Raw genomic sequence first — 25,214 nt, forward strand, 5'->3', positions numbered from 1 at the left:
GCCTAGCGCAAGCCGAGAGGGAAACGGTGTAAATGGTAAAGTGTCACCATAATTCCAGTCCGGCAGGCCGTGCACGCCAAAGCGGGACCGCAAGCCGGAGCCGTCGCGCTCCCGGCGATACTCGCGCGACGGGCCGCCGGCCGGCTGGTTGGTGCGCACCGCCAGGCGGATGATCTCGACCTCACCGTGGCGTCAGCGTAGCGATGCCGGTCCGTTCGGGACGAAGCCGTCGTCCAGCGCCTGCTCCGACGTGTACGGGCAGAACTCCGGTAGCCGCACATGCTCGCCAAAGGCCAGCAGCGCGTCATTGGCCTGGCGACGCGCGCGCGGCCAAGTGTCGATCAGCATCGCGTCCACCTCGGGTGCCAGGCTGGGGCTGTCGGCCAAGCGGTCCGCGATCTCGGCGCGGGCGTTCTGCACCTCTTCGAACCAGCCCCGGCGCGGCTGTTCTGCCGGCGAGTATTGCAGCTTCAGGAGATGCACGATCAGCTGTCGCAGGTGCGAGCGGAGCGCGTGCCGCTGTGCTTTCCCCATGTCCTCGATCTCCTCGGCCAGGTGCTCACAGTCGACCTCGGCAACGCGCCCGGCACGCAGCAGCGCCGCGTTGCGCCGCGCCCAGGCATAGAAGTCCTGGTCATACAGGCTCTGGTGCTCACTCATGTCGTCAGCTCCGCTGATACAAGGGTCTGCGGCTTCATGCAGCGGCAATGAAGCGCCGCGCGCGGCGCTCGGTCGCTTTCCGTCTCGCTCTCACGCTCCAGCGTGGGAGTGTAGCCCCGCCGCTCCAGCGGCGTGCGGTGGCGATCCGCCGCCGAGCCGGGCCGCCGACGCGACGCTGGAGCGTCGGGCCTCACGCCCACGCCGGAGAGACCGGGCAAAGCTTGCTCGCAACGCCGAAATCGAGCACTTCGTAGGTCGGGTTATCGATAGCGTAACCTGACAATCAATGGCTTACCGATGCTCATCGTCGGGTTACGCTGCGCTAACCCGACCTCCCATACATCAGTGCCAGGTTTCTGTCCCAATCGTCGTCGCTCGGCCCGCTGTGCGCCGGTACTTGTCGGCCACGGGGGACGCGGGAAAAGTCAACGAAGAGAGTGGACGGGATGGGGCCGATAGGCCTTGACCATAAGTTCGACCATCCCGCGAACAGTCCGCACGGCGGACCCTACGCGGATCCGCGCCGGTCGCAAAAACCCAGCGCATCCCTCGATGCACGTTAAGAAAGCAAGGCAAGTACGCCATCATCATCAGCCAGCGAACGGATCGAGCACTCGTGCAGCGTTTCTCCCAACGCGACTTTCGTTGTCGTTGTCGTTGTCGTTGCCGTTGCCGTTGCCGTTGCCGTTGCCGTTGCCGTTGTCGAGTATCCGACCACGACCACGAGCACGAGCACGAGCACGAGCACGAGCAGAGACTTCGACCTGGTTTCTCGGCTCCGCTCCCACCCGGGTTGACGCCTGCAAAATTGGCTGAAACGGTGTACTAGCCTCGCACGCTCCGGTCCACCCGGATATCGAGCTTCTTCAGCCGGTGCCACAGGCTGCGCTCGGTGATGCCGAGCAGGCGCGCGGCCTTGACTTGGACGCCATCGCATTGCGCGAGGGCCGAGACGATCATCCGCCGCTCGGCATCGGCGAGCCAGCCGTCGAGGCCGGTCTCGTCCAAGGCTTCCAGCAGCTCGCCGGTGCCCGCCGCCGGGCCGTCTTCGCCGCCGGCGGCCGGCCGCCGCTGCCGGTGGACGCGGTCCGGCAGGTCGCCGCTGCGGATCAGCTCGCCGCCGGCGCTGAGCAGGGAGCGCTCGATGGCATTGCGCAGCTCGCGCACGTTGCCGGGCCACTGATAGCCGCTCAGCGCGGCCAGGGCCTCGTCGCTGATGCCGCGCACGGGCTTGTCCATCTCGACGCGCAGCTCGGCGAGGAAGGCGTTGGCGAGCAGCGGGATGTCCTCGGCGCGGTCACGCAGCGGCGGTACGCGGATGTGGTAGACATCCAGGCGGTAGAGCAGATCGGCGCGGAATTCCTCGGCGGCCACCAGCTCGCGCAGGTCGCGGTTGCTGGCGGCGATGATGCGCACGTCGACGCGGCGGATGGCGTCGCTGCCGACGGGCGAGAACTCCCGCTCCTGCAACACCCGCAGCAGCTTGGCCTGAAGGCCCAGCTCCAGGTCGCTGATCTCGTCGAGGAACAGGGTGCCGCCGTTGGCCTGCTCCAGGCGGCCGAGCCGGTTCTGCAGCGCGCCGGTGAAGGCGCCCTTGACGTAGCCGAACAGCTCGCTCTCCATCAGGTCGCGGGGGATGGCGGCGCAGTTGATGGCGACCCAGGGGTGCTCGGCGCGCGGGCCGGCCTCGTGGATGCTGCGCGCGACCGCCTCCTTGCCAGTGCCGCTCTCGCCGGTGATCAGCACGTTGGTCTTGTACGGCGCCACCTGCGCGATCTGCTCGTGCAGCCGCAGCATTGCCGGGCTGTCGCCCACCAGGCGGTGGCGGCGGTAGGCGCCGCTGACCGCCGCGTGGAGCTGGCGGTTTTCCTGTAGCAGGTCGTGCAGTTGCACCGCCCGCTCAACGGCGATCTGCAGTTGCTCGGGCTCGAACGGCTTGGTGAGGTAGTCGCTGGCGCCGGCCTGGATGCACTCGATGGCCGAGCGGATGGAGCCGTAGGCGGTGGCGACGATGACCGGCAGGTCCGGGCGGTCGCGCTGGGCGCGGCCCACCAGCTCCTTACCGCTCATGCCGGGCATTTTCAGGTCCGTCACGATCACGTCCAGGTCAGGGTCGCGCAGCAGGCCCAGCGCGTCCTCGGCGCGCTCGGCGGTGAGCACCCGGTAGCCGGCCTCCTCCAGGGCCATCTGCATCACCAGCAGCAGGTTGCGCTCGTCGTCGACGATCAGCACGGTGCGTTCGGACATGATTGTTACTCCTCCGAGTCTTCCGCCAGAGGACAGGCGATGCGCAGCGCAAAGCGGGCGCCGCGGGCAGGCTCACCCGGCTCCGGCGGGACCAGCTCCAGGCTCGCGCCGTTGGCCTCCGCCAGCGTGCTGGCGATGGTCAGGCCCAGGCCGCTGCCCTGGGGCTTGCTGGTAAAGAAGGGCTCGAACAGCCGCGGCATCTGTTCCAGCGCAATGCCAGGCCCGCTGTCTTGCAGGTACAGCGCCACGCAGTCGCCATCGAGGCTGGAGCCCACCTTGAGCCGACCGCCTTCGGTGCCCATGGCTTCCAGCGCATTGCGGATCAGGTTCATCCAGAGCTGGCGCAGCAGCTCCGCGTCGCCGGGGACACGATGCTCGCCGTGCCGATACGCCCGCTCGACGTGGATGTCGTCGCGGCCGGCGAGCAGCATTTGCAGCGCCGCCTCTAGCGGCCCGGCCGGGTCGATGTCGGCCAGCTCCGGGGCGCGGTGGCGGGCAAGCTGCTGGAAGTCCTTGAGCAGTTGATCGATGCGCTGGCTCTCCTCGCGGACCATGCCGCGCAGTTGCTCGACACGCGCCGGCTCCTTCGCAGTCTCCAACAGGCGCAGGGCGGTGGTGATGACGCCGATGGGGTTGCGGATTTCGTGGGCCATGGCCAGTGACAGTTCGCCCAGCGCCGTCAGCTTGTCGCGGCGGAATTCCCGCAGTTGCTCGTCGCGGGCCTGGCGCAGGCTCGCGGCCATGGCGTTGAAGGCGCGCGCCAGCTCGCCGAGCTCGTCGTCGGAGCGCACCGGGATGCTGGCGCGGAAGTCCTGCGCGGCGACGCGCTGCACGGCCTGGTGCAGCGATTCCACCGGCCGGATCACGATGCGCCCCAGCACGATTCCGGCGACGCCGGCGAGCAGGCTGCCGAGCAGCACGATGGCGAGCGTCAGCACCCCCTGGTCGGTGAGCAAGCCAGCGCCGGTATGCCGGTTCAGACCACTGAAGAGCACAGCCTCCACGCGCCCACTGGCATCGACCACGGGGCTGTAGAGGCCGAAATAGGCGCCGTCCTCGGCCGCGGCGCTGAAGTAATCGCGCCGGGCCTGGAGCTCGGCATAGCCGGACGGCGGCAGGCGCAGCTTGAGCGGCCGATCCTCATCGGCGAACGCCTTCGCGAAGTCACCGTCGCGCGGATAGAACAGCCGCGTTTTCAGGCCACTGGCCCGGCTGAGGCGCTCCAGCAGCGACTTGTCGAACAGGGTGCCGAGCACCAGGCGGTAGTGCTCCGGGGCATCCGGCGGGAAGCGCAGGATGGTGATCGCGGCGAGCCGGGTCTTGTCGTCCTGCTCGACGCGGACGACGGCGGTGTCCTGCCCATGCGCCCAGGCGGTGGTCAGCCGGACACCGTCGGTCGAGTAGATCAGCGTGTCCGATGGGTCGTAGACCTGCACCAGCGAGATGCCCAGCTCTTCGGCCAGCGGCTTCAGCTCCGCCGGCACCGGTGAGCGGCCGGGCTCCAGGTCCGGGCGGCCGCGCGTGACCTCCGCCAGCACATCGGCGAACAACCGCGCGTTGTTGTGCAGGTCGGCGAGAGTGTCGCGCTCCATCTGGGCCGCCTCACGCACCCAAAGCTCGATGAAGTCCTCGAACCGGCCGGCGATCCACGCGGCCGACAGGGTGCCGGTGACCAGCATCGGCACCAGCACGATGACGACGATGACCAGCAGCACCTTGCGCTGCAGGCGCTTCGATCTCAGGGCATCGGGCATCTACGCAAACCGGTGGGTTCTACATAACGCGGAGGTATCCCGAGATCCGGGACCCGCCGCCTGGGCCGCAGCAATACTCATAAGCCATTGATCTATAAAGTCTCAATGCCTCTCCCTAGCCCTGGTACGAGATTTGCTTCAAGGGTTCTCAGGCAGGCTGCAAGGCACAGCCGCACAACCCTACAAACCATCCACCATCAAAATCCAAACGCGAGAGGCTCTCCATGCATGCACCGCAGTATATGCAACACCTGACGCCCTTCCACTCCGGCTCCAGCTCTGGTAACGGCACGCCCGGCGGCGGCCGGATGCGCTGGCTCCCCATCGCCGTCGCGGTGGGGACGCTAGCGGTTGCCGTGTCGCTCGCCCGCCACACCCCGCCGCTTCAGGATGCCGATTGGCTGGCCCGGCTTGCCAACTCCGGCGACACCGGCGCCCAACTCGAGCTCGGCCTCGCCTACCGCGACGGCCGCGATGGCCTGACGGCGGACCCGCAAACCGCACTTTACTGGCTGCAGCGTGCCGCGCACGGTGGCAACGCCTACGCCGCGGACCAACTCGCCAATGCCTATGCCCAGGGTAACGGAACCGCCGCCGATCCCGAACTGGCACAACAATGGTGGCAGACCGCCGCGGACGGCGGCAACGCGGACGCCAAGCGGCACCTCGGGCAGGATCGGCCCGGCGTGCTCCAGGCCGTGCTCTCCCTGCTCACCGGCAAGACCCTCAGCGGCCAGACGCACGCCGCGCTGCTGGCACGCGCCGAGGCCGGTGACACGAACGCCCAGTATCAGGTGGGCATCCGCTACCGCGACGGCGCCGCGGGCTTCCCGCGGGACGAGGCGCAGGCGACCGAGTGGCTGCAAAGCGCCGCGGCCTCGGGCAGCGCGCTGGCACAACAGACCCTGGACCAAATGCCGGGCCAAACGCCCGATCAGGCGCCGGACCAAGCGCTGAGCGCGCCTCAGTCCGTCGTTCAGAACTTCTAGCACTTCCAGCGACAGCAATGCCGCCCCTCCCCTCCATCCTCATCGGAGTGCAAGAACCTTGAACGATCTCGGCATCAACGTCATCGCCTTCGGCGCCAGCGCCGCACTGATCCTGGCCTACCACCTGTACCTGCGCGCACGGTTGCGCCACAACCCCGCCTATACGATCCAGGCGGTCAATGCCAAGGCGCGCGAAGCCTGGGTGCACAACATCATGGCGACCAAGGGCAAGGACATCCTGGCGGTGCAAACCCTGCGCAACTCCACCATGGCTGCGACCTTCCTCGCCTCCACGGCCATCCTGCTGATCATGGGCGTGATCAACCTGATCCCGCGAGGCAATCACGTCACGCCACTGATGGAGGCCCTGCAGCGCAAGGCACTGGCCGGCGACCTGGCACAGCTCAAGCTGCTGCCGTTCCTGGTGGTGTTCGTCTGCGCCTTCTTCTGCTTCACCCAGGCGGTACGGCTGTACAACCACGTCGGCTACCTGATCAACGCCGGCAGCACCGGCGAGATGTCGCCGACACCGCACCTGGTCGCCAGCGTCCTGAACCGCAGCGGCCGCTTCTACAGCTACGGCATGCGTTCCTATTACCTGTCCGTGCCGCTGGTGTTCTGGCTGTTCGGCCCCTGGTACCTGCTCGGCGGTGCCATCGGCCTGGTGGCGGTGCTCCACATCGTGGACCGTACCCCGCGCACCTTTAGCCCGACTAATGCGGCGGGAGAGGCGGACCCGGTTCAAGAGAAACCGGCGACCACCGACTGGGGCTACACCAAGCAGCCGACGCTCGAAATTGTCGCGGCGCACGCCACCCAGCCAGCCGCCGCGGCGACCGGCCAGGCACACGACCCGGCGCCACTCCCCCGGCAATTGGCCGGGCACGCGCGCTACCGGGTGCAGATCGGCGATCTGACCGGTTTCGGCACCCATGGCCCGCGGGTCGGCGGCCGCCCGGAGCACGCCCCGAGCTGACGGGAGGGACGCTCCGGGCGTGGTGCTGTCCTAGCCGAAAACAGCGCCGCGGAGAGCGCGGCAGACGCCGCGACGCCACCCAAGTGCCGGCTGGAAGCCGGCGCTCCCTGCTTCTGGGGATTCAGGCTTGGCCCGATCGCGCGCGGCGCTCGGTTGGCGCGTCGGCCGATGTCCTTGCGGTGAGGACACGCCTCGCCTTGCGGCGCAGCGGTGCCGGCTTCGGCGTCGCCGCGGTCTCAGGGCCTGACATCCATACCGATAGCGGCTCTTGGGCCGACTCGGAAGCAACTTGCCGTGATGACGTCACGGCCGGCTCGGGCGCGGGCTCGCCGGTCTTGGCCGCGGCCACCGCCCCGGCCGACGCTTGCGGCCGCTCCGCCTCATCCAATGCCCGCGCCAGCGCGATCCGCTCGCCGATGTCGGTCGGCAAGGTCTGCATCGCCTCGATGGCCCCGAGCCGCCGCTCCAGCCCGCACTGGTTGGCGATCTGGATGGCCAGCCCGGGCCTGGCGTTGACCTCCAGCATCATGGGGCCGCGCTCCTCGTCCAGCACCAGATCCACACCGCAGTAGCCGAGGCCGGTCAAGTCGGCGCAGCGGGCGCCGACGGCGAGGAGCGCCTCCCAATCCGGAATGGCGTGGCCCGTCAACCGGGTGCCGAAGTCCGGGTGCTCGCCGATCAGCTGGTCGCGCACCACGCCGTGACCGGTGACGCCGGTGGCCAGGGCGATGCCCACGCCGACGGCGCCCTGGTGCAGGTTGGCCTTGCCGTCGGAGGCACGGGTCGGCAGCCGCACCATGGCCATGGTTGGGATGCCACGGAAGATCAAGAGCCGGATGTCCGGCACGCCGCGGTAGCTGAGCGCATCGAACAGCCGGCTCGGGCGCACCCGGTATTCGATCATGGCGGCATCCGGTATGCCGCCGAGGGAGTGCACCCCGCTCAGGATGTTCGAGACGAAGTACTCGATATCCCGCAGCATCAGCGCCCGGCCGTCGCCCTTGATATAGAGCCCGCGGCGGCGGTCGGTGACCACCAGCACGCCATCGCCGCCACTGCCGTGGGCGGGCTTGATGACGAAGGAGTCCAGTCCGTCGAGCAGCCGGTCCAGCTTGATCAGCTCGCCCTGGAAGCGCACCGCGCCATAGAGCTCCGGCACCGCCAGGCCCGCCTCCAGCGCCAAGCGCTTGGTGGTGAGCTTGTCGTCCACCAAGGGGTACTTGTGGCGTGGGTTGTAGCGCATCACGTAGCGGCGGTTGCGGGCGTTGATGCCCAGCACGCCGCCATCCTGGAGCCCCGACCACCGGGTCAGCAAGCCGCCGGCCATGACTCAGCGCGCCCTCGCCAGGGCGCCGAAGCGGAACAGCTCCGTCAGCCGGTAGCCGCTGTAGGCGCCGAGCAGGAGCAGCGCCGCCAGCACCACCAGCAGCAGCTCCGGGAAGTAGAACATCAGATGCATCAGGTGCGGCTCGTTCATGACAAAAAAGCCGCAGATGGCCACGAACAGCGAGCCGATGGTTTCCTTGGCGGTCTCCAGGAAGCCGCGCTCCTCCCAAACGATGGACATGCGCTCAATGGTCATGGTCAGGATCACCATCGGCAGCAGCGCGATGGACAGGCCCTGCTCGACGCCGAGGCGATAGCTCAGCAGGGTGATGGAGAGCATCAGGCAGACCACCACCACCAGGATCGCCGCCAGCCGCGGCACCAGCAACAGCCGCAGCTGGGTCAGCATCAGCCTGAGCGACAGGCCGACGAACACCAGCAGCAGGAACAGCACGAGCCCCCACAGCAACTGCGTCTGCCGGAACGCCAGCGCGATCAGGATCGGCATGAATGTGCCGAACGTGGGCACGCCGATCACCACCCGCATGAAGGCCACCACCAGCGCGCCGAGCGGCAGCATCAGCACCACCCGATAGAGGTTCTGCACCGACACCGGCAGGCGGGTGAGATCGAGGCCCAAGGGCTGTACGCGGAAGGCCGCGCCGGTGAGCTCGGCCACGTCCATCTGCGGCACGCGCGTCTGGGTGGTGGAGAAGCCCAGGTGCAGGTTGCGCACGCCACGCACGTGGAGCAGGTCCGGGGTGTCGTAGCGCCAGATGAAGAATCCAGGCGGATAGCCCGGCTTGCCGGTGGCGGCGTCGTAGCCCTTCCAGTTGTCGCCGTTATGCACCTCCAGCCACGGGATCAGCTTGGCGTCCACCTGCGGGCGGTTCAGTGACAGCCCATAGGCGATGCGGGTCGGGATGCGGGCGCCGGCGAGGATCTCCGCCACCAGGTGCGCCCAGCTCGGGCGGTCATTGACGTTGCGGATGACCTTGACGTTCTCGTCGTCTCTGTCCGCCAGGATCAGCAGGGTTTGCTCGGTGAAGGAGAAGACGTCCGCCGACTGCCGCCGCGCCCGGCCCAGCACCGCCTGAATGGCGGAGCCGAGCGGCTCCTTGTAGTCCGGCACCGGCGGGAAGGGCGGCACGGAGGCATCCGTGAGCACCTTGTCGCCGGCCACCTTCACCTGGTAGTAGAGCGCCTGCTCGCTCTTCGGCGTGCGCCGGAGCGTCCAGGTGGCGTCGCGCGGGCGTCCCTTGGCGTCGAGGATGGCGAGTCCGTAGCCGCGGGACACGAAGTTCTCGTCGATGGCGCGCTCCATGGACTCGGCCGCCGGCAGCACGAGCTCGACCTTCGAGGCGCCACCCTTGCCCTCGAAACCGATGCGCGCCTCCACGGTCCAAACCGAGGTGGTGAGCTCCGGCAGCAGCGGTACCTGGTAGTGCACCGCCTTCAGCAGCGTCATGCCGATGCCGACGCTGGCGAGCAGCAGCGCGATGATCGCCAGCGGCGACAACCGCGCGAAGAAGCGCGGTGGCATCAGTTCCCGCCCTTGTCGGACGGGCAGCCGTAGGGGAAGACGAAGGTCTTTGCCGCGTTGACCACGAAGTGGTCCTTGAGGAACTCGCGCCCGAGCAGCACCGGATAGTTGCGGTTGGCGCGGTTGACCAGGCTGAACCTCCCGTCCATAACCTCGCCGTCGATGCAGAAGCTGAGCCGCACGATGACACGCTCATCCACCGGCTTGCCGAAACCGCGCTTGATGCGCACCGTGCCGGCGACGGGCAGGTCGTAGGTGAGCTTGGTGCCGGACTGCTCGGCGTGATTCTTGTATAAGGAAAACCTCACGCGCTTGACGCCGTTGCGCTCGAAGCGCTCCACCTCCACCGCGTGGATGGCACTGGACTTGGCGCCCGTGTCCAGCTTGGCGGTGACCCGCACGCCGTGCGGCTGCAGGCGAATGCTCTGCAGCCAGCCGGCCTCGCGCAAGCCGTCTGCGCGGACGGGGTCTTTGGGGGTGGACTTCTGCACGGCCGGGGCGGCGGCGCAGAGCAGCATCAGGACGAGGGCGATGGACAGGTACGGCATGGGCACGGCGGAGAGCATGCGAACGGTTGCAGTCGGCGGGCGTCGCATCGACACCCGGGCGGTGGTCCCGGAACCCTGCGGTTGGCTGCGCGACTTGGCCCGATTGGGCGCGCCGGCCATGGCTCCCGGGCGTCGAGACGCTGACGAAGATGCCGATGATTGGCGATAAGCGGATCGGAAACGGGACCAAAAGCAGTCCGGAGCCCGCACCCGGTCAGACGCTGGGCGGCGCCCCGGCTCCGTCATTTCCAGTGCTTCGGCGGCCATGAAAATGTCCGGGCATCCTGCCTGTTGGGAAGCACTGAAGACATCGGCAGAGCCCTAAGGGGCCGTGAGCCTAGTCCGGTTGGGGGAATTCGGCAAGTTCGAGGGGGCCATCCGTGGCATCAGAGCCAACGCTGGTCGCCGTTTCGTCCACGCGTGGCCGTGCCGTGGGCAATAATGTCGCCCTGTTGTCATATCCATCCGGCATCCAGACGAGTCATGACTCCGCTCAAGCTCGGTATCCCCAAGGGTAGTCTCGAGGAGGCTACCATCAGGCTTTTTGCCCAGGCAGGCTGGTGTATCACGCCGCACTCACGCAACTACTACCCAGACATCGACGACCCATCCATCCGCTGCGCCCTCGTACGCGCCCAGGAGATGGCCCGGTACGTGGAGCGCGGCACCCTCGATCTCGGCCTCACGGGGCTCGACTGGATCCTGGAGACCGAGGCCGACGTCGCCGAGGTCTGCACCCTGACCTACTCCAAGGCGTCAAACGGGCCGAGCCGGTGGGTGCTGGTGGTGCCGGAGCACTCCCCCATCGAGCGCGTCGAGGACCTCGCCGGGCGCAAGATCGCCACCGAGCTGGTGGGCTTCACCCGCCGCTACCTGGCCGAGCGGGGCATCGAGGCCGAGGTAGAGTTCTCCTGGGGCGCCACCGAGGCCAAGGCCGTCGAGGGGCTGGTGGACGCCGTCGTGGAGATCACCGAGACCGGCAGCACCATCCGCGCTCATGGGCTGCGCATCGTCGCTGACCTGCTCCTGACCGACACCCGGCTCATCGCCAACCACGCCGCCATGGCCGACCCGGAGCGGCGCGCGCGGATCGAGCAGATCGCGCTGATGCTCCAGGCCGCGCTGGCCGCCCGCCACAAGGTGGCGCTCAAGTGCAACGTGCCGGCAGACAAGCTCGACGCCGTCGTGGCCCTGCTGCCGAGCCTGCATGCGCCGACGGTCAGTCACCTCTACGACAGACGCTGGCTCGCCGTGGAGACCATCGTCGACGCCGGCCGGGTGCGCGAGCTGATCCCGCAGCTCTGCGCCGCCGGCGCCGAGGGCATCCTGGAATACGAGCTGCGCAAGATGGTCTGAGCCGTGCGCACACCCACCGCCGTCCGCCGATTCTTCACCGCGCTGCGCGACGCCGTGCCGCGGCTGTCGCTGCATCGCAGCGCCGACGACCTCGCCCCCGACCATACCGGCTTCCCGCACCGGCCGACGCTGCTGGACGTGCTGACGCTGCGCCCCTACGGCCGCAGCATGCTGACGCCCGCTGCGGGCATCTGGCTCGGCTCCGCGTGGCTTGTGATCCTGCTCATGGCCGGGATCGAGGGCTTCGTCTGGGGTGCCGTCGGCGCCTCGCTGGTGCCCTCCGCCACACCCTGGCTGCGGCCGCCGGTGGCCGTGTTCATGTTCGTGCTGCTGTTCTCCATCATCTGGATCGTGGACGCCTCGCTCATCATGTCCGAGCGCCCGTCCTTCACGCGGCGCCGCCGCCACGCCATGGGCGACGAGGGCGGCGGGCCGGTGGTGCGCTGGTATCTGGGCATCGGCGTGCGCATCGCCATCGTCGGCATCTCGCTCTACGTCACAGCGCCCTTCATCGAGAAGCTGATCCGCGCCGACGACATTGCCGCCTGGCACCAGGCGCAGGTGGAGCAGTACTACAAGCAGCGCGACGTGACCCTGCGCGAGCAGGTGCGCGCCCGCGCCGAGCAGCGCGACGCCGGTCTGCTGGGTCGAGTGGATGCGCTGCAAGGCGACATCGAGCGGCTCGAGACATCCCTCGCCGCCGAGCGCGAGCAGCGCAAGGGCATCGAGGCCGAATTCACGCCGCAGGTTGAGGTGCTGTCCCGCGACCTCGCCGACGCCCGCGCGCGCGTCGGCGACGAAGTACTCGGCCGCAACGGCCGCCCCGAGGGCTACGGCCCCGCGGCGCGCAAGTGGAACACACGCGTCAAGCTGCTGGAGAGCCAGCTCGCCGAGGTGCAGCAGCAGCGCGATCAGCGCCTGTCCGGCGTCGAGAGCGCCATCGCCGGGCTGCAACAGCGCCTCGCCGAGCGCACCGACGCCCTGCAGCAGGTGCGCGCCGAGCAGGCCAAGCTGATGGACGACATCACCGCCGACGTCACCGCCGAGCAGCCGCCGGCGGCGCCGCCCAAGCTCACCTTCGCCGCGCGCTCCAAGGGCCTCAACGCGCTGCGCAACAGCCCCGCCGAGGCCGGCGTGCCGCACCTCGAGACCGTGGAGGGCTTCGCGCAGGCGGCGCTCGGCATCCTGTTCTTCGCGCTCCTGGCGCTGAAGCTCTTCGAGCCCCCGTCGGTGCACGCCTATTACAGCGAAAACGCGCAGGTCCACTACCGCAGGTACCTCAGGGGCGGGCTCGCGCACATCCCCGGCTTCGACTACCACGACGACCCGGTGCGGCAACTCTCGCCGGTGGACTTCGCGCGGCTGTGGGCGCGGTGGGAGCGCGACCCCGAGGGCTACGCGGCGCGCTACCAGGCCGTGCACGCCGCCGAGTCGCGCCTCAAGCGGCTGACGGCAGACACCCAGTATGAGGCAGACCTCTTGCAGGCCCGCCGCGACGACATCGACGCCCGCCTGCAACTGGAGCGCCGCCGCCACGAGGAGGAGCTCGCCGCCCACGCGCGCGAGTTGGACGCGAAGGTGCGCGAGGCCGAGCGGCGCATGGTGGCGGAAACCGAGGCGGAGCTGGAACGGCTCGCCAGCGAGCGCGGACGGATCGAGGAGGAGATGGCCCAGAAGCGCGCCGCCTGGGCGCAGGAGCGCGCCGCTGCCGAGGCCGAGCTGGATCGGCTACGGCGGGAATTCGAGTCCACCGAGCGGCGCGAGCGCGACCGCGCCCGCCGCAAGCAACTTGCGCTTGACGATCATCGCCGGCTCAAGGAGCGCGAACTGGCGCAGCATGCCGCCGCCGAACAGGCCGAGCGCGACGCCGCGGATCGCGAGATTCGCATCCGCGAGACGCGCGCCTTGCTGGCGCAGGAGCGCGAGGCCGAGGCGCGGCTGCGGCGGGACCTCGCGGGGCTCAACGCCCGCCGCAGCGAGCGCGCCGACCGCGTCGCCGCGCTGACCGCGGAGCTGGACCAGATCGGCCTGCGGGAGCAGGAGCTGAAGGGGCGCGAGGGTGCACTCCGGTTGGTCCTCGACGGACATCCGAATGGTGTGGCGAACGGTGGGCTGAACGGTCGCCCGGACGGCCATCGCCGCGCCCTGCCCTTCGCCGCCGATGCCGAGACGCGCCGCCGCCGGCAGGCCGCGCGCGAGCTAAGTCAACTGGAGCGCACCACAGCGGCCCTGCACAAGCGCCGTGATGAACTGAGCGCCGAGCGCGCGGGCGCAACGGCGGCGGCGGAGGACCTCACCAAGGCCGTCGGCACGCTGGAAGCGGAGTCCACCGCCCTGGCGGCGCGAGTGGAAGAATATCGCGGCACGCTGGACCGGCTGCTGCTGAGCCGGGGCTGAGGCCCCGGCGCCCTTTTCACATCAGTTTCACCACCATTTCCTGCCTCAGTCCCAGGACCTGGCAGGCGAGGTCCAGGGCCTGCTCGCTGAAGGTGTCGAGATCGCCCCAGCGGTCGGCGGTGTCCACCACATCGGTGATGGCATCCGACACCACGCGCAGGTCGTAGGCGCCGGCCGAGACCCGCTCGGGCGCTGCCTGTTGGGCACAGACGTAGAGGCTCGGCTCCTGGCTGCCCATGGGCACCAGGGCCAAAATCCAGCGATAGGCGTGCGGGTCGTCGCTGTCGACGTCGCCCAGCACCGTGGCGCTGTGGTCGCCGACCTGATAGCGGTGTCTCGGCAGTGCGGTCTTGATGGCGGGGCGTTGTTCCATGGCGTCTCCGGCAGCATTCGGCCCGATTAGCTCGGCCTGAAGTAAAGCTTATCTGCGCGGAAGATGGGTCTTGCACGCCCCGATGGCCAGCCCCCGGGACATCCCGCCGAATGGCGTCGCCCCGGAAGCGCCGACGTTCAGTCGACCCGCCGCGTGCCCGGCTCCCTGGGGGCGCCGAATTTCAGTCCTTGTTGCCCCCCATCATTTTCATGGGCGCGGTCATCATCTTCATCGGATTGAAGCCGCTACCGCCGTTCTCTTCGTCACGACCGTAGTCAGGTCCATAGGGGCCATAGCCATAGGGACCATAGGGCGCATAGCCGTTGGGGCCATAGCCGGCTGCCGGCGGATAACCCTGCGGTCCATAGCCCGGCGCATAGCCCGCGTCGGGCGCATAGCCCGGCGCTCCACCCCAACCGGGTGCATAACCCGGTGCATAGCCGTAGCCCTGCGGCGGCATCTGCGGCTGGCCGTAGCCAGCGGGTGTACCGCCCTGTGGCGGCATCGGCATCTGGCCCTGGCCTATCTGCGGCGCCGGCGCCTGCTGGTAAGCCTGCTGGGGTGGCCCCTGCATCTGCTGCTGTGGCGGTTGCTGCGCGGCGCCAGTGGGCATCTGGGCGGGCATCTGGGCGGGCATCTGGGCTGGCGCCTGCGCCCCTGCCGGCGGCATGCTCGGGTAGAGCTGCGGCGGCATCCGCTCCGGCGGCGCCTCCTCCTTCTTGCCGCCGAACCACTTGGATGGGTTCATCATGTCGGACATGTCCAGGGCCTGGACGCTGCCGCTGCCGAGCAGTGCGGCGAGACCGAAGGTGGTGATGGCTCTGGCGTGCATGAGGTACGACTCCCGTCTTGATTCCCGTCTCGATGCCACGGACCGATACACTGCACCGGCCGCGGACTGGCTGGATGCCAACACGTCAGTATAGGCAAGATCCCGCAGCCGAGCCGCGGCAATGACGCGTCGCCGCGCCCGTCGCTTACCATGGGCCAATCGCCACAGCAGGAGACACACACAGATGGCCCATTGGCTGATGAAATCCGAGCCCGACGCCTTCGGCATCGACGACCTGGCAGCCCGCCCCCATCAGACAGAGCCCTGGGACGGCGTACGCAATTACCAGGCGCGCAACATGATGCGCGACGAGATGAGGCTCGGCGACCTGGTCTTTTTCTACCATTCCAACACCAAGGAGCCCGGCATCGTCGGCATCGCAGAGGTGGCGCGCGAGGGCTACCCCGACCACACTGCCTTCGACCCCAACGCCAAGTATTACGATCCAAAGAGCGACCCGGACGACCCGCGCTGGTTCATGGTGGACCTGCGCTACGTGCGCCACCTGAAGCGCACCGTCACGCTGACGGAGCTGAAAGACATCGCCGCAAGCGACCCCGACAGCCCCCTGGCGGACTTTCCGCTCGTGCGCCGCGGCAACCGGCTGTCCATCATGCCCGTCACCGACGCGCAGTGGACGCTGATCTTGGGCCTGGAGTAGCCCGGGAGGTGGGCGCGCCGTTTGCCGCAAGCACCTGAGTTGCCTAAGCTTTGGAAGGGCGAGAGCGGGGCGACATAGCCACGCCCGCCAGCCGAATCTCCACCCGCCGCCAGGACCGCCAAGCCATGTCCGCGTCCCTCAAGCAAGCCTATGTCAGCCTGACCGACTACGTGCTCGTCGCCTCCACGGAGGTCGCAGTTCTGCACTATCGCAAGCAGAACGGGCATTGGCAGCCGACGTTGCCGGAACGCCTGGACGAGGGCTTGAGGCCGGAGCGGCTTGACGTCGTCGTGCCGCTGATGGAGATCCATCTGGATTCGGGGGTGTGACGGCACACGGCGCCTAGCGAGGCGCTGCCTCAGACCGACAACGGCATGAGGCGGCGCATGTCGCGTCCATCGACTCCACGCATGCAACAAGGGCCGAGGCCTAAGGCCCAAAACGCGGCCGCTCAGCTCCGCTCGACTGCCGTTCCGGCCCTTGGCCCTTCCTGATCGATGCTGCGGTGCACACAAAACTTGACGCGTCGTCGCGCCAGAATCTGCCCGCACTGAGCGCGGCTGTCGCCGCGCGTGCCGAGTGCAACTCGGCGCCCGCCGGTCAGAGGTAGGGGTCGAGGAGCGCGCGCAGATCGACGCGGGCGCGCAACCGTCGGCAGAGCATGAACATGCCGGCGAACTTGCGCTGCAGGAACACGGTGATGGGCTCGGGGAGCTTGGTGAAGGCGTCTTCCATGAACATGTCACGCCCCTGCACGTAGAGGCGCTCGAAGAGGTCCGACCGGCCGAAGTCGTAGACGCCGGGGGTGAGCACCTCGGAGGAGAGCTTGATGAGCGCCACCAGCGCGTCGGCGGTGGCGGCGTCGGCTTCGGGGTCGAGGTAGCCGAGCGCAAGGGACGCCTCGCGCAGACCGGCGGCGTCGTCGGCCAGCGCCGCAAGGGCCAACGCACGGTAATGCTCGCCCAGCTCCGCCGGCACCGGCAGCGCGGCGCCGAAGTCCAGCAGGACGATGCGCTTGGTCGCGGCATCGTAGAGGTAGTTGCCGAAGTTCGGATCGGTCTGCGCGAGGCCGAAGTCGAACAGCTCCCGTAGCATCAGCCGCACCAGCAGGGTCGCCGCGCGGTCGCGCTCGGCACGGCTGTAGCGCTGTTCGGCGAGGTGGTCGATGGATACGCCGTCGGCGAAGTCCATGGCCAGGATCCGCCCGGTGCTGAGGTCCGCGTGCACGGCCGGCACGAAGAAGTCCACGTCCTCGCCCACCAGGGCGCGGTAACGCATCAGCGCGGCGGCCTCGGCCGCATAGTCCGCCTCCTGGTGGAGCTGCATGCGCGCCTCCTCCAGCAGCGGGCCGACGTCCATCCCCTTGGGCACCATACCGAGGTTGCGGGCGAGAAAGGACAGGTTGTCGATATCGCTGTCGATGCTCTCGCGCACGCCCGGGAACTGGATCTTCAGCGCCAGCCGGCGGCCGTCCTTGGTCTCGGCGCGGTGCACCTGGCCGATGCTGGCGGCGGCCACCGGCGTGAACTCGAAGCGGCGGAACGCCTTGTTCCAATCCCGACCCCACTCGCGCTCCAGCAGTTTGGTGAGCTGGCTCATGGGCATGGGCTCGGCGCGATCGCGCAGAGTGGCCATGATCTCCGCGGCCTCGGGCGTGAAAAGGTCGGTGCCGTCCATGGACATGAGCTGGCCCATCTTCATGACGGCACCGCGCATGCGGGCGAGCCGGTCGGTGAAGCGGCGGGTGGCCTCGGGGCTCAACTGGATGCGCGCCACCTCGCCACTCGCGCGGCTGCGCGCAAGCTCCAACATGCCGCGCAGACCGACGCCGGCGGCGAGGTCCGTGGTGGCGCGGCCCAGGTGCCAGAGCCGGCTCAGGCGGCGGCTCGGCACGTTGCGACCGGCCGGATTAATGGCTGCGGACATGACGGAAAGCTCCTGTCGAGGTACTGGACCCCGGCTGTAAAGGGTTTGCCCAGAGATGCAGGCGTACGGACTGGACGGCAAGGGCACCTGTCCGACGCTGCGGACGCGCCGAGTGGAGCTCGGCGCCCCCAGGGCACAAGGACTGGCGGACAAGGGTACTTGCCCCGGGGTTGGCTGGCATTGATGATGCTTCGCACCTGCATTACGCCAAGCATCCGCCGCAATCGACCGCTATGCCGCACCCGCCAGCCCCGTCCGAGCACCGCCCGCGCAAGCGCTTCGGGCAGAACTTCCTGCACGATCCCGGCACCATCCGCCGCATCCTGGCCGCGGTGGCGCCGGCGCCGGGCAAGCACCTGGTGGAGATCGGCCCTGGCCAGGGCGCGCTCACCGCCGGGCTGCTCGAGGCCGCCGGGGAGCTCGACGTCATCGAGCTGGACCGCGACCTGGTCGGCCCGCTCGCGCAGCGGCTCGGCGCGCTCGGCCGGCTGCGGGTGCACCAGGCGGATGCGCTGAAGTTCGACCTATGCGCGCTGCTCGGGGAGACCAAAGCCGAGACCGATGCCAGCGGGCGCCTGCGCCTGGTCGGCAACCTCCCCTACAACATCTCGACGCCGCTGTTGTTCCGCTTCCTCGAGCAGGCCCGCTGCATCGAGGACATGCACCTGATGCTGCAAAAGGAGGTCGTCGAGCGCCTCGCCGCCGAGCCCGGCTCGAAGTCCTACGGGCGGCTGTCGGTGATGGTGCAGAGCCAATGCGCGGTGGCGCGGGTGCTCACCGTCGGCCCCGGCGCCTTTACGCCGGCGCCCAAGGTGGATTCCGCCGTGGTGCGGCTGCGGCCGCTGCGACCGCCGCCGGTGAGCTTGCGCGACCCCGCGCTCCACGCGCGGCTGGTTGCCGCCGCCTTCTCGCAGCGGCGCAAGCGCATCAGCAACAGCCTGCGGGGGCTCGCGGATACCGCACTCATGGCGCGTTGCGGGCTGGACCCGGGGTCGCGCGCGGAGCAGCTCTCGGTTGCGGACTTCGCGCGGCTCGCCAACGCAGCGGCCGACGCAGCGCCCGGTTGCAATCCCGGAATCAATCCCTGAAATTGACGGGTCAATTGGCTAACTGCCGGGTACCGCCGCATGCGGTACACGGTCTCGTCGCCACCACGGATAGAACCGGCAATGCGCCGACACCGCCATTGCCGTCAGCGCCACATCGACACCCGTCACCTGCGCCATGAACGACATCCCAGCCCCAGACGACGACCAGCTTCACGAGCCACGCGACGAGCTCGCCGACACGGCCGACGCCGAAGCCGAAGGCCTCCAGCTGGCCCGGGCATCGGACGTCCTGCCGACGCTGATCCCGCTGCTGCCGGTGGCCTCGCGGCCGTTCTTTCCGGGCCAGGCGGTGCCGCTGCTGATGGACGCCGGACACTGGCGCAGCACGCTGATGGAGGTGAGCGAGACCCAGCATAAGATCCTCGGCGTGGTGCTGACCCGCAGCGACTCCTCCGAGGACTCCTCCACGGACGACTTCCACCCGGTGGGCACCGCCTGCCGCGTGCATCGGGTCGCCGAGGACGAGGGCAAGCTGCAGGTGCTGGTGGAGTGCCTGCAACGCTTCCGCATCGACCGCTTCGTCAACCGCAAAGCGCCCTTCTCGGCGCGGGTGGAATACATGCCGGAGCCCAAGCCCGTCCCGGAGGACGAGGTGAAGGCGTACGCCATGGCGGTCATCAATACCATCAAGGAACTCTTACCGCTGAATCCGCTTTATGTCGAAGAGCTGAAGATGTTCCTCGACCGCTTCGGCCCGGACGATCCCTCGCACCTGGCGGACTTCGCGGCCAGCCTGACCACCTCCACCAAAGAGCAGTTGCAGGAGGTCCTGGAGGTGGTGCCGCTGATGAAGCGCATGGAGAAGGTGCTGGTGCTGCTCAACAACGAGCTGGAGCTGGCCCGCGCGCAGCAGAAAATCCGCGCTACGGTCGAAGAGCGGATGCAGAAGCAGCAGCGGGAGTTCTTTCTCAAAGAGCAGCTCAAGGTGATCCAAAAGGAGCTCGGCATCGCCAAGGACGACCGCACCGCGGAGCTCGACAAGTTCAGAGAGCGGGTCGAGAAGCTGACCCTCACCCAGGAGGCGCAGAAGCGGGTGGACGAGGAGTTGGAGAAGATGTCCATCCTCGAGACCGGCTCGCCCGAGTACGCCGTCACCCGCAACTACCTGGACTGGATCACGCTCCTGCCCTGGGGCATCCACAGCAAGGACAAGCTGGACCTAAAGCGCGCCCGCCGCGTCCTGGACCGCGACCACTACGGCCTGAACGACGTCAAGGAGCGCATCCTGGAGTTCCTGGCGGTGGGCATCCACAAGGGCGAGATCGCGGGATCGATCATTCTGCTGGTGGGGCCACCCGGCGTCGGCAAGACCTCCATCGGGCGCTCCATCGCGGACACCCTCGGCCGGCACTTCTACCGCTTCTCGGTGGGTGGCATCCGCGACGAGGCGGAGATCAAAGGCCACCGGCGCACCTACATCGGCGCCATGCCCGGCAAGTTCATCCAGGCGGTGAAGGACGCCGGCACCGAGAACCCGGTCATCCTGCTGGACGAGATCGACAAGATCGGCGCCAGCTACCACGGCGACCCCGCCTCGGCGCTGCTGGAGGTCCTGGACCCGGAGCAGAACCGGGAATTCCTGGACCACTACCTCGACCTGCGCTTCGACCTCTCGAAGGTGCTCTTCGTCTGCACCGCGAACCAGACCGACACCATCCCCGGCCCGCTGCTGGACCGCATGGAGGTGATCCAGCTCTCCGGCTACATCGCCGACGAGAAGTTGGCCATCGCCAAGAAATACCTGCTGCCACGGCAAATCGAGCGCGCCGGCCTCGACAAGGACGCGGTCAAGGTGGACACCAAGACCCTGCGCGCCCTTATCGAGGGCTACGCCCGGGATGCCGGCGTGCGCCGGCTGGAGAAGCAGCTCGGCAAGATCGTGCGCAAGGCCGCGGTGCGGCTGCTGGAAGGCGAGGAGACGCCGGTCACCGTGAGCGAAGCACAGCTCAAGGACTACCTCGGCAGCCCGGTGTTCCGTGACGAGCGCAAGCTGAGCGGCCCCGGCGTCGTCACCGGGCTCGCCTGGACCGCAATGGGCGGAGCCACGCTCTCCATCGAGGCGGTGCGCACCCACGAGTACAACCGCGGCTTCAAGCTCACTGGCCAACTCGGCGACGTGATGAAGGAGTCCGCCGAGATCGCCTACGGCTACATCGTCAGCCACGCGGTGCAGTTCGGCGCCAATCCGGACTTCTTCGAAAAGGGCTTCATCCACCTGCATGTGCCCGCCGGCGCCACGCCCAAGGACGGCCCCTCGGCCGGCATCACCATGGCCTCCGCGCTCTTGTCATTAGCGCGCAACAAGCCGGTGCGGCGCATCGCCATGACCGGCGAGCTGACGCTGACGGGCGAGGTCTTCCCCATCGGTGGCGTGCGCGAGAAACTCATCGCCGCACGCCGCGCAGGCATCAAGGAGATCCTCCTGCCGGCGGACAACGAGGGCGAGTTCGACGAGGTGCCGGAGCACGTCAAGAAGGGGTTGACCGTGCACTTCGTCAACCGCTTCGAGGACGTGGCGGCGCTGTTGTTCGCGAAACCCAAATAAGTCCCAGTGAACAGGAAGCACCACGCGCACACGTCAGTCATAACGCCGGTCGGCCCATGTGGAGCACCGTATTCGGTACGGTGGGCGCCCGATCGCGGCAAAGACGCCGCTCCCACGGGAACAAGTCCTGACCCGCATGGATGATCGAGGCTCAGCAGAAAGGCCTGCAACCGCGCCCACCCCGCGGCCGCCTGCATTGTCACCTCATAAGAAAGCCGCCCGAGGGCGGCTTTCTTCGCAGAATCGGCGTCGATCGGCGCCGGAGCGTGCATCACGCGGCGTTACTTGACCGTCACCTCGCCGGTGATGACGTTGCGGAAGTGGGCCACCACCCCGTCGCCGACCTTGAGCTGATCCAGCAGCTCCTTGTTCTCCACATTGAAGGTCCGGGTACTCTGGGCGCCTTTGACAGTAACGGTGCCGGCGGCCTTGTTGACGCCGACGACCTTGCCGTACAGGGTCAGGGTATCGATGATGCTGCCGGCGGGCTTCTTGCCGGGAACCCGCTCGGTCTCGGTGCTGCCCATCATGCCCATGGCGCCGGCATCGCGGCCGGACTGCAGCTCGATCAGGGCCGTTGAGGTCTCGGTGACGGTCACATGGTCGCCGATCTTGATCGCATCCAGGCGCTTTACCTCCGGCGGCACGTGCAGCACCTCGAAGCTGCCGTCGGCGGTCTTGAGGGTCATCAGCCGGGTGTCAGGGTTGACCACCATGACCTCGCCCTCGACGGTGGTCTGCACTGCATCAGCGGCGACTGGCTCGGTCTTCAGATCCACTTGTGCGAAGGTCGGTGCAGCGAACAGCATGCCAACTGCGGCGGCGATTACGACGGTTTGCTTGGACATGAACTCCTCCTCGAAGTGGTATTACCCATGTACTTCAGACGCCGCGAGAGCGTAACCGTGTCCCGGAGTTGGCGCAAGCGATGGCGAGCACAACCGCGTGCCAAAAAAATGCCCGGTACCCTACGTCGCTATCGGCGAGCGCATAGGGCGCTGGCAACGCGCATCGCCGGGCTCAGAAGACGCCGAGATTGGCCAGGCTGGCCAATTTCGGCGTCTCCTGGCCTAATCGGCATCGCTCTAGCGCAATTGCTATTCCTGCACGAGCCTCAGCTCAACTCGACGCTCGCGCTGAAGCGCCTTTGTATCAGCCTGTTCGGCGGCGGGGCCCGCAGCACCCCGACCACTTATCTCCACGCGGTCGCTTGGCACCCCTTTACCGCTCAAATGCTGCGCCACAGCCTCAGCCCGTTGTTCGGATAGGGAGAGATTGTAGGCGTGGTCACCGCGGGAATCCGCGAACCCCGTGATCTCCAATCGCAAGTTCGGCTCCGCCTTGAGTTGTTCCGCAACCTGCCCCAGGATGGGTAAGTACTCGGCCGCCACGTCGGTTTTGTTGGTGCTGAAATAGATGACCTGCGTCCCTGCCTGCTCTGCCGGCAGCGTCTCGGCTGCCGTTTCCGCCGGCGGGTTCTCGGGAGTCGGACCTGCAGCGGCCTCCTTGGCCCGAGCCTCTGCTGACTTGCGGTTCAGGACGATCTGATCTACTTGCAGCGTCCCAGGCGCACCACCTTCGCCCAGAGCGGGACTGACGGCGACGGCATGCACCTCAGCGGGATTGAACGCAACCTTGCGGCTGTCAGCGGACGCCCAATCCGGCAGACCGAAGGCATCCAGCTTGATCGTTCGGGTGTCGCCTTGAGCGGCAGCGGGTAAGGTGTATCGATAATGCGCAAAACTTCCGTCGTCGATGAACGCCTGCTGGGGCAGAAGCACTTCTATGGGATGATCGCTGGAATAGCTGATGGTAACGCTGTCGACCTCGGCCAGGCTGTAAGGCAAATCGGCCTGGATCTGCAGCCACGGCCAGTCGCTGCCTTGTTTCGGCGCAGCGACGTACTTGAGTTTCATGACCCCGTTGTTCACCACTTGGTCCGGGGCCTCGGCAGCGGTACCCAAGCTGTCGCTTGTATAGGCCCAGGCCACCGGCGGCAGCAGGATGTTCACCTGCGAGATCCCGGCGTCCCATTGCCCCCAGGCGGTGCCGACGGGGATCAACCCCGCGAGCAAAGGTCCCCAAAAAAAGCGTCTGCTGAGTTTCATGTTTCCCTCGGTTTGCTAGCTGGCTGCGCGACTCTAGGCAATTCACTGAGGCCAAAATTTGCCTCAATTGCAGGTGGGAGCGCGATGCATTCACTGTGGTCGCGCAGAGCGAATACACGACATCGGCCACCGTCACAAAGGTCCACGGTACCGTACCTGTTTAGCCCAACTCGCGATAACCCCAGACCGCGGACGATTCCGCTAGACGCGCAAACCTTTCGGACGAACTGACGGGCAATACCCAGCCGAGGAAAAGGGATCAAGCCCAGCCTCCGTGGGGCTTTCCCCATGCCCCGCCGCTCACGCATCCACAGAAGCGGCCTGCCGCCTCACATCACATCATCCAGGCGGCTGCAACCGGGCGACCTGAAGATTCGGTGCGGATCGATACCTGCTTGCCGCTCTGCTGCGATGTCAGGCTAGTCGTCGTCCCGTTGGTCCCTACCGGGGCCGGTGGAAGCGTGCGGGCTGAGGGATAGGTCCTCGCGGACCTGCAAGCGAAGTCAGAGAACATCCCCGGGCACACGCACCCACCCTTCCATCAGCACCCGGGCGCTGCGGCTCATGACGACCGTGTCGATGCACCAATCGCCGCTGCGCTCGGAGGCGGCGGCGCCGACCTTCAGCGTGCCGGAGGGATGGCCGAACGTGACCGAGTCACGCGGGCCACCACCGGCCACGCGGTTCACCAGGGTGCCGGGAATGGACGCGGCGCTGGCGATCGCCACGGCAGCGGTGCCCATCATGGCGTGGTGCAGCTTGCCCATGGACAGGGCGCGGACGTTGAGGTCGATGTCCGCCGCCTTGACGGTCTTGCCGCTGGAGGCGGTGTAGTCCCTGGCAGACGCGCAGATGGCCACCTTCGGCGTGTGCTGGCGGGTGACGGCCTCCGAGACGTCCGCGATCAGCCCCATGCGCACTGCCCCGTGGGCGCGAATGGTCTCGAAGCGTTCCAGCGCTGCCGGGTCGCCGTTGATGGCGTCTTGCAGCTCGGTGCCGTCGTAGCCCAGGTCCTCGGCTTGCAGGAAGATCGTCGGGATGCCGGCGTTGATCATGGTGACTTCGAAGGTGCCGACTCCCGGGACTTCGAGCGTGTCAGTCAGGCTGCCGGTGGGGAACACGGCCTCGCCCGCGTCGATGGGGCTGACGAACTCCACCGGCACCTCCGCGGCCGGGAAGGTCACACCGTCCAGCTCGAAGTCGCCGGTCTCCTGGACCTCGCCGTTGGTGATGGGCACGTGGTTGACGATGGTCTTGGCGATGTTCTGCTGCCAGACGCGCACGGCGCAGACGCCGTTCTCGGGGATGCGCTCCGGGCCCACCAAGCCGTGCGCGATGGCGAAGGCGCCCACGGCGGCACTCAAGTTGCCGCAGTTCCCGGACCAGTCGACGAAGGGCGTGTCGATGGACACCTGGCCGAACAGGTAGTCCACGTCATGATCCGGCCGCTCGCTTTTGGACAAGATCACGGTCTTGGAGGTGCTAGACGTGGCACCGCCCATGCCGTCGGTGTGCTTGCCGTAGGGGTCGGGGCTGCCGATGACCCGCAGCAGCAGCTTGTCGCGGGCCTCTCCCGGCATGCGGGCGGCCTCGGGCAGATCGGTCAGCTTGAAGAAGACGCCCTTGCTGGTGCCGCCGCGCATGTAGGTGGCGGGGATTCTGATCTGGGGTGCATGGGGCATGCGATGGATCCTCTGGGGCAGGCTGGAGGGGCAGTCGCTGGGGTACGATGCGCAGGTCGCCGGCGCCGCCTGCATCGGCATCCACGAGAAACCGATGACATCGGGCAGCCCCGGGAGACGGTTCCCTCCGAATGCCAGCGCGGTCAAAGCAGAGTGGATACGTTGATCGATTGAGAGAGAAA

General features: G+C 67.9%; 20 protein-coding genes. 8 read left to right on the forward strand and 12 right to left on the reverse strand.

What is annotated here, in order from left to right:
* Positions 1-192: 192 nt before the first annotated feature.
* The 3 genes from LJE69_RS17615 to LJE69_RS17625 all read right to left on the reverse strand — a co-directional run bounded on the left by LJE69_RS17615 (position 193) and on the right by LJE69_RS17625 (position 4,661).
* On the reverse strand, positions 193-660 hold the full coding sequence (locus LJE69_RS17615) for a DUF29 domain-containing protein (RefSeq protein ID WP_296927340.1): 468 nt from the start codon (positions 658-660) through the stop codon (positions 193-195).
* An 825-nt stretch (positions 661-1,485) separates the two neighbouring features.
* Positions 1,486-2,907, reverse strand: coding sequence for a sigma-54 dependent transcriptional regulator (locus tag LJE69_RS17620; RefSeq protein ID WP_296927341.1), 1,422 nt, complete (start codon positions 2,905-2,907; stop codon positions 1,486-1,488).
* Between the two features lie 5 nt (positions 2,908-2,912).
* On the reverse strand, positions 2,913-4,661 hold the full coding sequence (locus LJE69_RS17625) for a HAMP domain-containing sensor histidine kinase (RefSeq protein ID WP_296927342.1): 1,749 nt from the start codon (positions 4,659-4,661) through the stop codon (positions 2,913-2,915).
* Positions 4,662-4,885: 224 nt separating this feature from the next.
* On the opposite strand from LJE69_RS17625, the gene LJE69_RS17630 reads away from it, so the two are divergent.
* Positions 4,886-5,650 (forward strand): tetratricopeptide repeat protein, encoded by a 765-nt coding sequence (locus LJE69_RS17630; RefSeq protein ID WP_296927343.1) that lies wholly within the window; start codon positions 4,886-4,888, stop codon positions 5,648-5,650.
* A gap of 58 nt (positions 5,651-5,708) precedes the next feature.
* Positions 5,709-6,626 carry a DUF599 domain-containing protein gene (locus tag LJE69_RS17635; RefSeq protein WP_296927344.1) on the forward strand — a complete coding sequence of 306 codons (918 nt, stop codon included), beginning with the start codon at positions 5,709-5,711 and terminating at the stop codon, positions 6,624-6,626.
* Positions 6,627-6,747: 121 nt separating this feature from the next.
* Here the strand turns inward: LJE69_RS17635 and LJE69_RS17640 are convergent, their stop codons facing one another.
* The 3 genes from LJE69_RS17640 to LJE69_RS17650 are packed head-to-tail and all read right to left on the reverse strand — an operon-like array spanning position 6,748 to position 10,061.
* A complete protein-coding gene (locus LJE69_RS17640; RefSeq protein ID WP_296927345.1) occupies positions 6,748-7,953 on the reverse strand; it encodes an alpha-L-glutamate ligase-like protein in 1,206 nt (401 codons plus the stop codon).
* A gap of 3 nt (positions 7,954-7,956) precedes the next feature.
* Complete coding sequence (locus LJE69_RS17645) at positions 7,957-9,495, reverse strand: UUP1 family membrane protein (protein WP_296927346.1); 1,539 nt, start codon at positions 9,493-9,495, stop codon at positions 7,957-7,959.
* Positions 9,495-10,061: a RimK/LysX family protein gene (locus LJE69_RS17650; RefSeq protein ID WP_296927347.1), complete on the reverse strand. Its 567-nt coding sequence runs from the start codon at positions 10,059-10,061 to the stop codon at positions 9,495-9,497. Before LJE69_RS17650 ends, LJE69_RS17645 begins: the two co-directional genes overlap by 1 nt.
* A gap of 465 nt (positions 10,062-10,526) precedes the next feature.
* Between LJE69_RS17650 and hisG the strand changes: the two genes are divergently transcribed.
* Both hisG and LJE69_RS17660 read left to right on the forward strand, forming a co-directional pair.
* Positions 10,527-11,399: an ATP phosphoribosyltransferase gene (hisG, locus tag LJE69_RS17655; protein WP_296927348.1), complete on the forward strand. Its 873-nt coding sequence runs from the start codon at positions 10,527-10,529 to the stop codon at positions 11,397-11,399.
* Positions 11,400-11,402: 3 nt separating this feature from the next.
* Positions 11,403-13,796 (forward strand): DUF4407 domain-containing protein, encoded by a 2,394-nt coding sequence (locus LJE69_RS17660; RefSeq protein WP_296927349.1) that lies wholly within the window; start codon positions 11,403-11,405, stop codon positions 13,794-13,796.
* A gap of 16 nt (positions 13,797-13,812) precedes the next feature.
* Here the strand turns inward: LJE69_RS17660 and LJE69_RS17665 are convergent, their stop codons facing one another.
* Positions 13,813-14,169 (reverse strand): hypothetical protein, encoded by a 357-nt coding sequence (locus LJE69_RS17665; RefSeq protein WP_296927350.1) that lies wholly within the window; start codon positions 14,167-14,169, stop codon positions 13,813-13,815.
* Between the two features lie 181 nt (positions 14,170-14,350).
* The gene (locus tag LJE69_RS17670) at positions 14,351-15,001 is read right to left on the reverse strand and encodes a hypothetical protein (RefSeq protein ID WP_296927351.1); all 651 of its coding nucleotides are present in this window, start codon (positions 14,999-15,001) and stop codon (positions 14,351-14,353) included.
* 184 nt (positions 15,002-15,185) lie between these two features.
* Here LJE69_RS17670 and LJE69_RS17675 point away from each other — a divergent pair, with 184 nt between their 5' ends.
* Together LJE69_RS17675 and LJE69_RS17680 are read left to right on the forward strand one after the other, a co-directional pair.
* On the forward strand, positions 15,186-15,662 hold the full coding sequence (locus tag LJE69_RS17675) for an EVE domain-containing protein (protein WP_296927352.1): 477 nt from the start codon (positions 15,186-15,188) through the stop codon (positions 15,660-15,662).
* A gap of 125 nt (positions 15,663-15,787) precedes the next feature.
* Positions 15,788-15,991 (forward strand): hypothetical protein, encoded by a 204-nt coding sequence (locus LJE69_RS17680; protein WP_296927353.1) that lies wholly within the window; start codon positions 15,788-15,790, stop codon positions 15,989-15,991.
* A gap of 271 nt (positions 15,992-16,262) precedes the next feature.
* Here the strand turns inward: LJE69_RS17680 and LJE69_RS17685 are convergent, their stop codons facing one another.
* Entirely contained in the window at positions 16,263-17,588 is a 1,326-nt protein-coding gene (locus LJE69_RS17685) for an AarF/ABC1/UbiB kinase family protein (RefSeq protein WP_296927354.1), read from the reverse strand.
* 233 nt (positions 17,589-17,821) lie between these two features.
* On the opposite strand from LJE69_RS17685, the gene rsmA reads away from it, so the two are divergent.
* Together rsmA and lon are read left to right on the forward strand one after the other, a co-directional pair.
* Positions 17,822-18,676, forward strand: a complete 855-nt coding sequence (gene rsmA, locus LJE69_RS17690) for a 16S rRNA (adenine(1518)-N(6)/adenine(1519)-N(6))-dimethyltransferase RsmA (RefSeq protein WP_296927355.1) — start codon at positions 17,822-17,824, stop codon at positions 18,674-18,676.
* 136 nt (positions 18,677-18,812) lie between these two features.
* Positions 18,813-21,242, forward strand: a complete 2,430-nt coding sequence (lon, locus tag LJE69_RS17695; protein ID WP_296927356.1) for an endopeptidase La — start codon at positions 18,813-18,815, stop codon at positions 21,240-21,242.
* Between the two features lie 281 nt (positions 21,243-21,523).
* On the opposite strand, the gene LJE69_RS17700 is transcribed toward lon, so the two are convergent.
* The 3 genes from LJE69_RS17700 to prpF form a co-directional block, all read right to left on the reverse strand.
* A complete protein-coding gene (locus LJE69_RS17700) occupies positions 21,524-22,090 on the reverse strand; it encodes a hypothetical protein (RefSeq protein ID WP_296927357.1) in 567 nt (188 codons plus the stop codon).
* A 249-nt stretch (positions 22,091-22,339) separates the two neighbouring features.
* A complete protein-coding gene (locus tag LJE69_RS17705) occupies positions 22,340-23,350 on the reverse strand; it encodes an OmpA family protein (protein WP_296927358.1) in 1,011 nt (336 codons plus the stop codon).
* A 503-nt stretch (positions 23,351-23,853) separates the two neighbouring features.
* Positions 23,854-25,032 carry a 2-methylaconitate cis-trans isomerase PrpF gene (gene prpF, locus LJE69_RS17710; RefSeq protein WP_296927359.1) on the reverse strand — a complete coding sequence of 393 codons (1,179 nt, stop codon included), beginning with the start codon at positions 25,030-25,032 and terminating at the stop codon, positions 23,854-23,856.
* Positions 25,033-25,214: the final 182 nt, after the last annotated feature.

Origin of the sequence: Thiohalocapsa sp. (assembly GCF_022340605.1) — a bacterium.
GTDB lineage: Bacteria > Pseudomonadota > Gammaproteobacteria > Chromatiales > Chromatiaceae > Thiohalocapsa.

Excerpts from the sequence above, each read along its gene's own strand:
- LJE69_RS17680 (WP_296927353.1), top strand. The coding sequence starts at position 15,788 with ATGTCCGCGTCCCTCAAGCAAGCCTATGTCAGCCTGACCGACTACGTG.
- hisG (WP_296927348.1), top strand. The coding sequence starts at position 10,527 with ATGACTCCGCTCAAGCTCGGTATCCCCAAGGGTAGTCTCGAGGAGGCT.
- LJE69_RS17645 (WP_296927346.1), bottom strand. The coding sequence starts at position 9,495 with ATGCCACCGCGCTTCTTCGCGCGGTTGTCGCCGCTGGCGATCATCGCG.
- LJE69_RS17675 (WP_296927352.1), top strand. The coding sequence starts at position 15,186 with ATGGCCCATTGGCTGATGAAATCCGAGCCCGACGCCTTCGGCATCGAC.
- LJE69_RS17665 (WP_296927350.1), bottom strand. The coding sequence starts at position 14,169 with ATGGAACAACGCCCCGCCATCAAGACCGCACTGCCGAGACACCGCTAT.
- rsmA (WP_296927355.1), top strand. The coding sequence starts at position 17,822 with ATGCCGCACCCGCCAGCCCCGTCCGAGCACCGCCCGCGCAAGCGCTTC.
- LJE69_RS17700 (WP_296927357.1), bottom strand. The coding sequence starts at position 22,090 with ATGTCCAAGCAAACCGTCGTAATCGCCGCCGCAGTTGGCATGCTGTTC.
- LJE69_RS17630 (WP_296927343.1), top strand. The coding sequence starts at position 4,886 with ATGCATGCACCGCAGTATATGCAACACCTGACGCCCTTCCACTCCGGC.
- LJE69_RS17615 (WP_296927340.1), bottom strand. The coding sequence starts at position 660 with ATGAGTGAGCACCAGAGCCTGTATGACCAGGACTTCTATGCCTGGGCG.
- LJE69_RS17650 (WP_296927347.1), bottom strand. The coding sequence starts at position 10,061 with ATGCTCTCCGCCGTGCCCATGCCGTACCTGTCCATCGCCCTCGTCCTG.
- LJE69_RS17640 (WP_296927345.1), bottom strand. The coding sequence starts at position 7,953 with ATGGCCGGCGGCTTGCTGACCCGGTGGTCGGGGCTCCAGGATGGCGGC.
- LJE69_RS17670 (WP_296927351.1), bottom strand. The coding sequence starts at position 15,001 with ATGCACGCCAGAGCCATCACCACCTTCGGTCTCGCCGCACTGCTCGGC.
- lon (WP_296927356.1), top strand. The coding sequence starts at position 18,813 with ATGAACGACATCCCAGCCCCAGACGACGACCAGCTTCACGAGCCACGC.
- LJE69_RS17685 (WP_296927354.1), bottom strand. The coding sequence starts at position 17,588 with ATGTCCGCAGCCATTAATCCGGCCGGTCGCAACGTGCCGAGCCGCCGC.
- LJE69_RS17625 (WP_296927342.1), bottom strand. The coding sequence starts at position 4,661 with ATGCCCGATGCCCTGAGATCGAAGCGCCTGCAGCGCAAGGTGCTGCTG.
- LJE69_RS17705 (WP_296927358.1), bottom strand. The coding sequence starts at position 23,350 with ATGAAACTCAGCAGACGCTTTTTTTGGGGACCTTTGCTCGCGGGGTTG.
- prpF (WP_296927359.1), bottom strand. The coding sequence starts at position 25,032 with ATGCCCCATGCACCCCAGATCAGAATCCCCGCCACCTACATGCGCGGC.
- LJE69_RS17620 (WP_296927341.1), bottom strand. The coding sequence starts at position 2,907 with ATGTCCGAACGCACCGTGCTGATCGTCGACGACGAGCGCAACCTGCTG.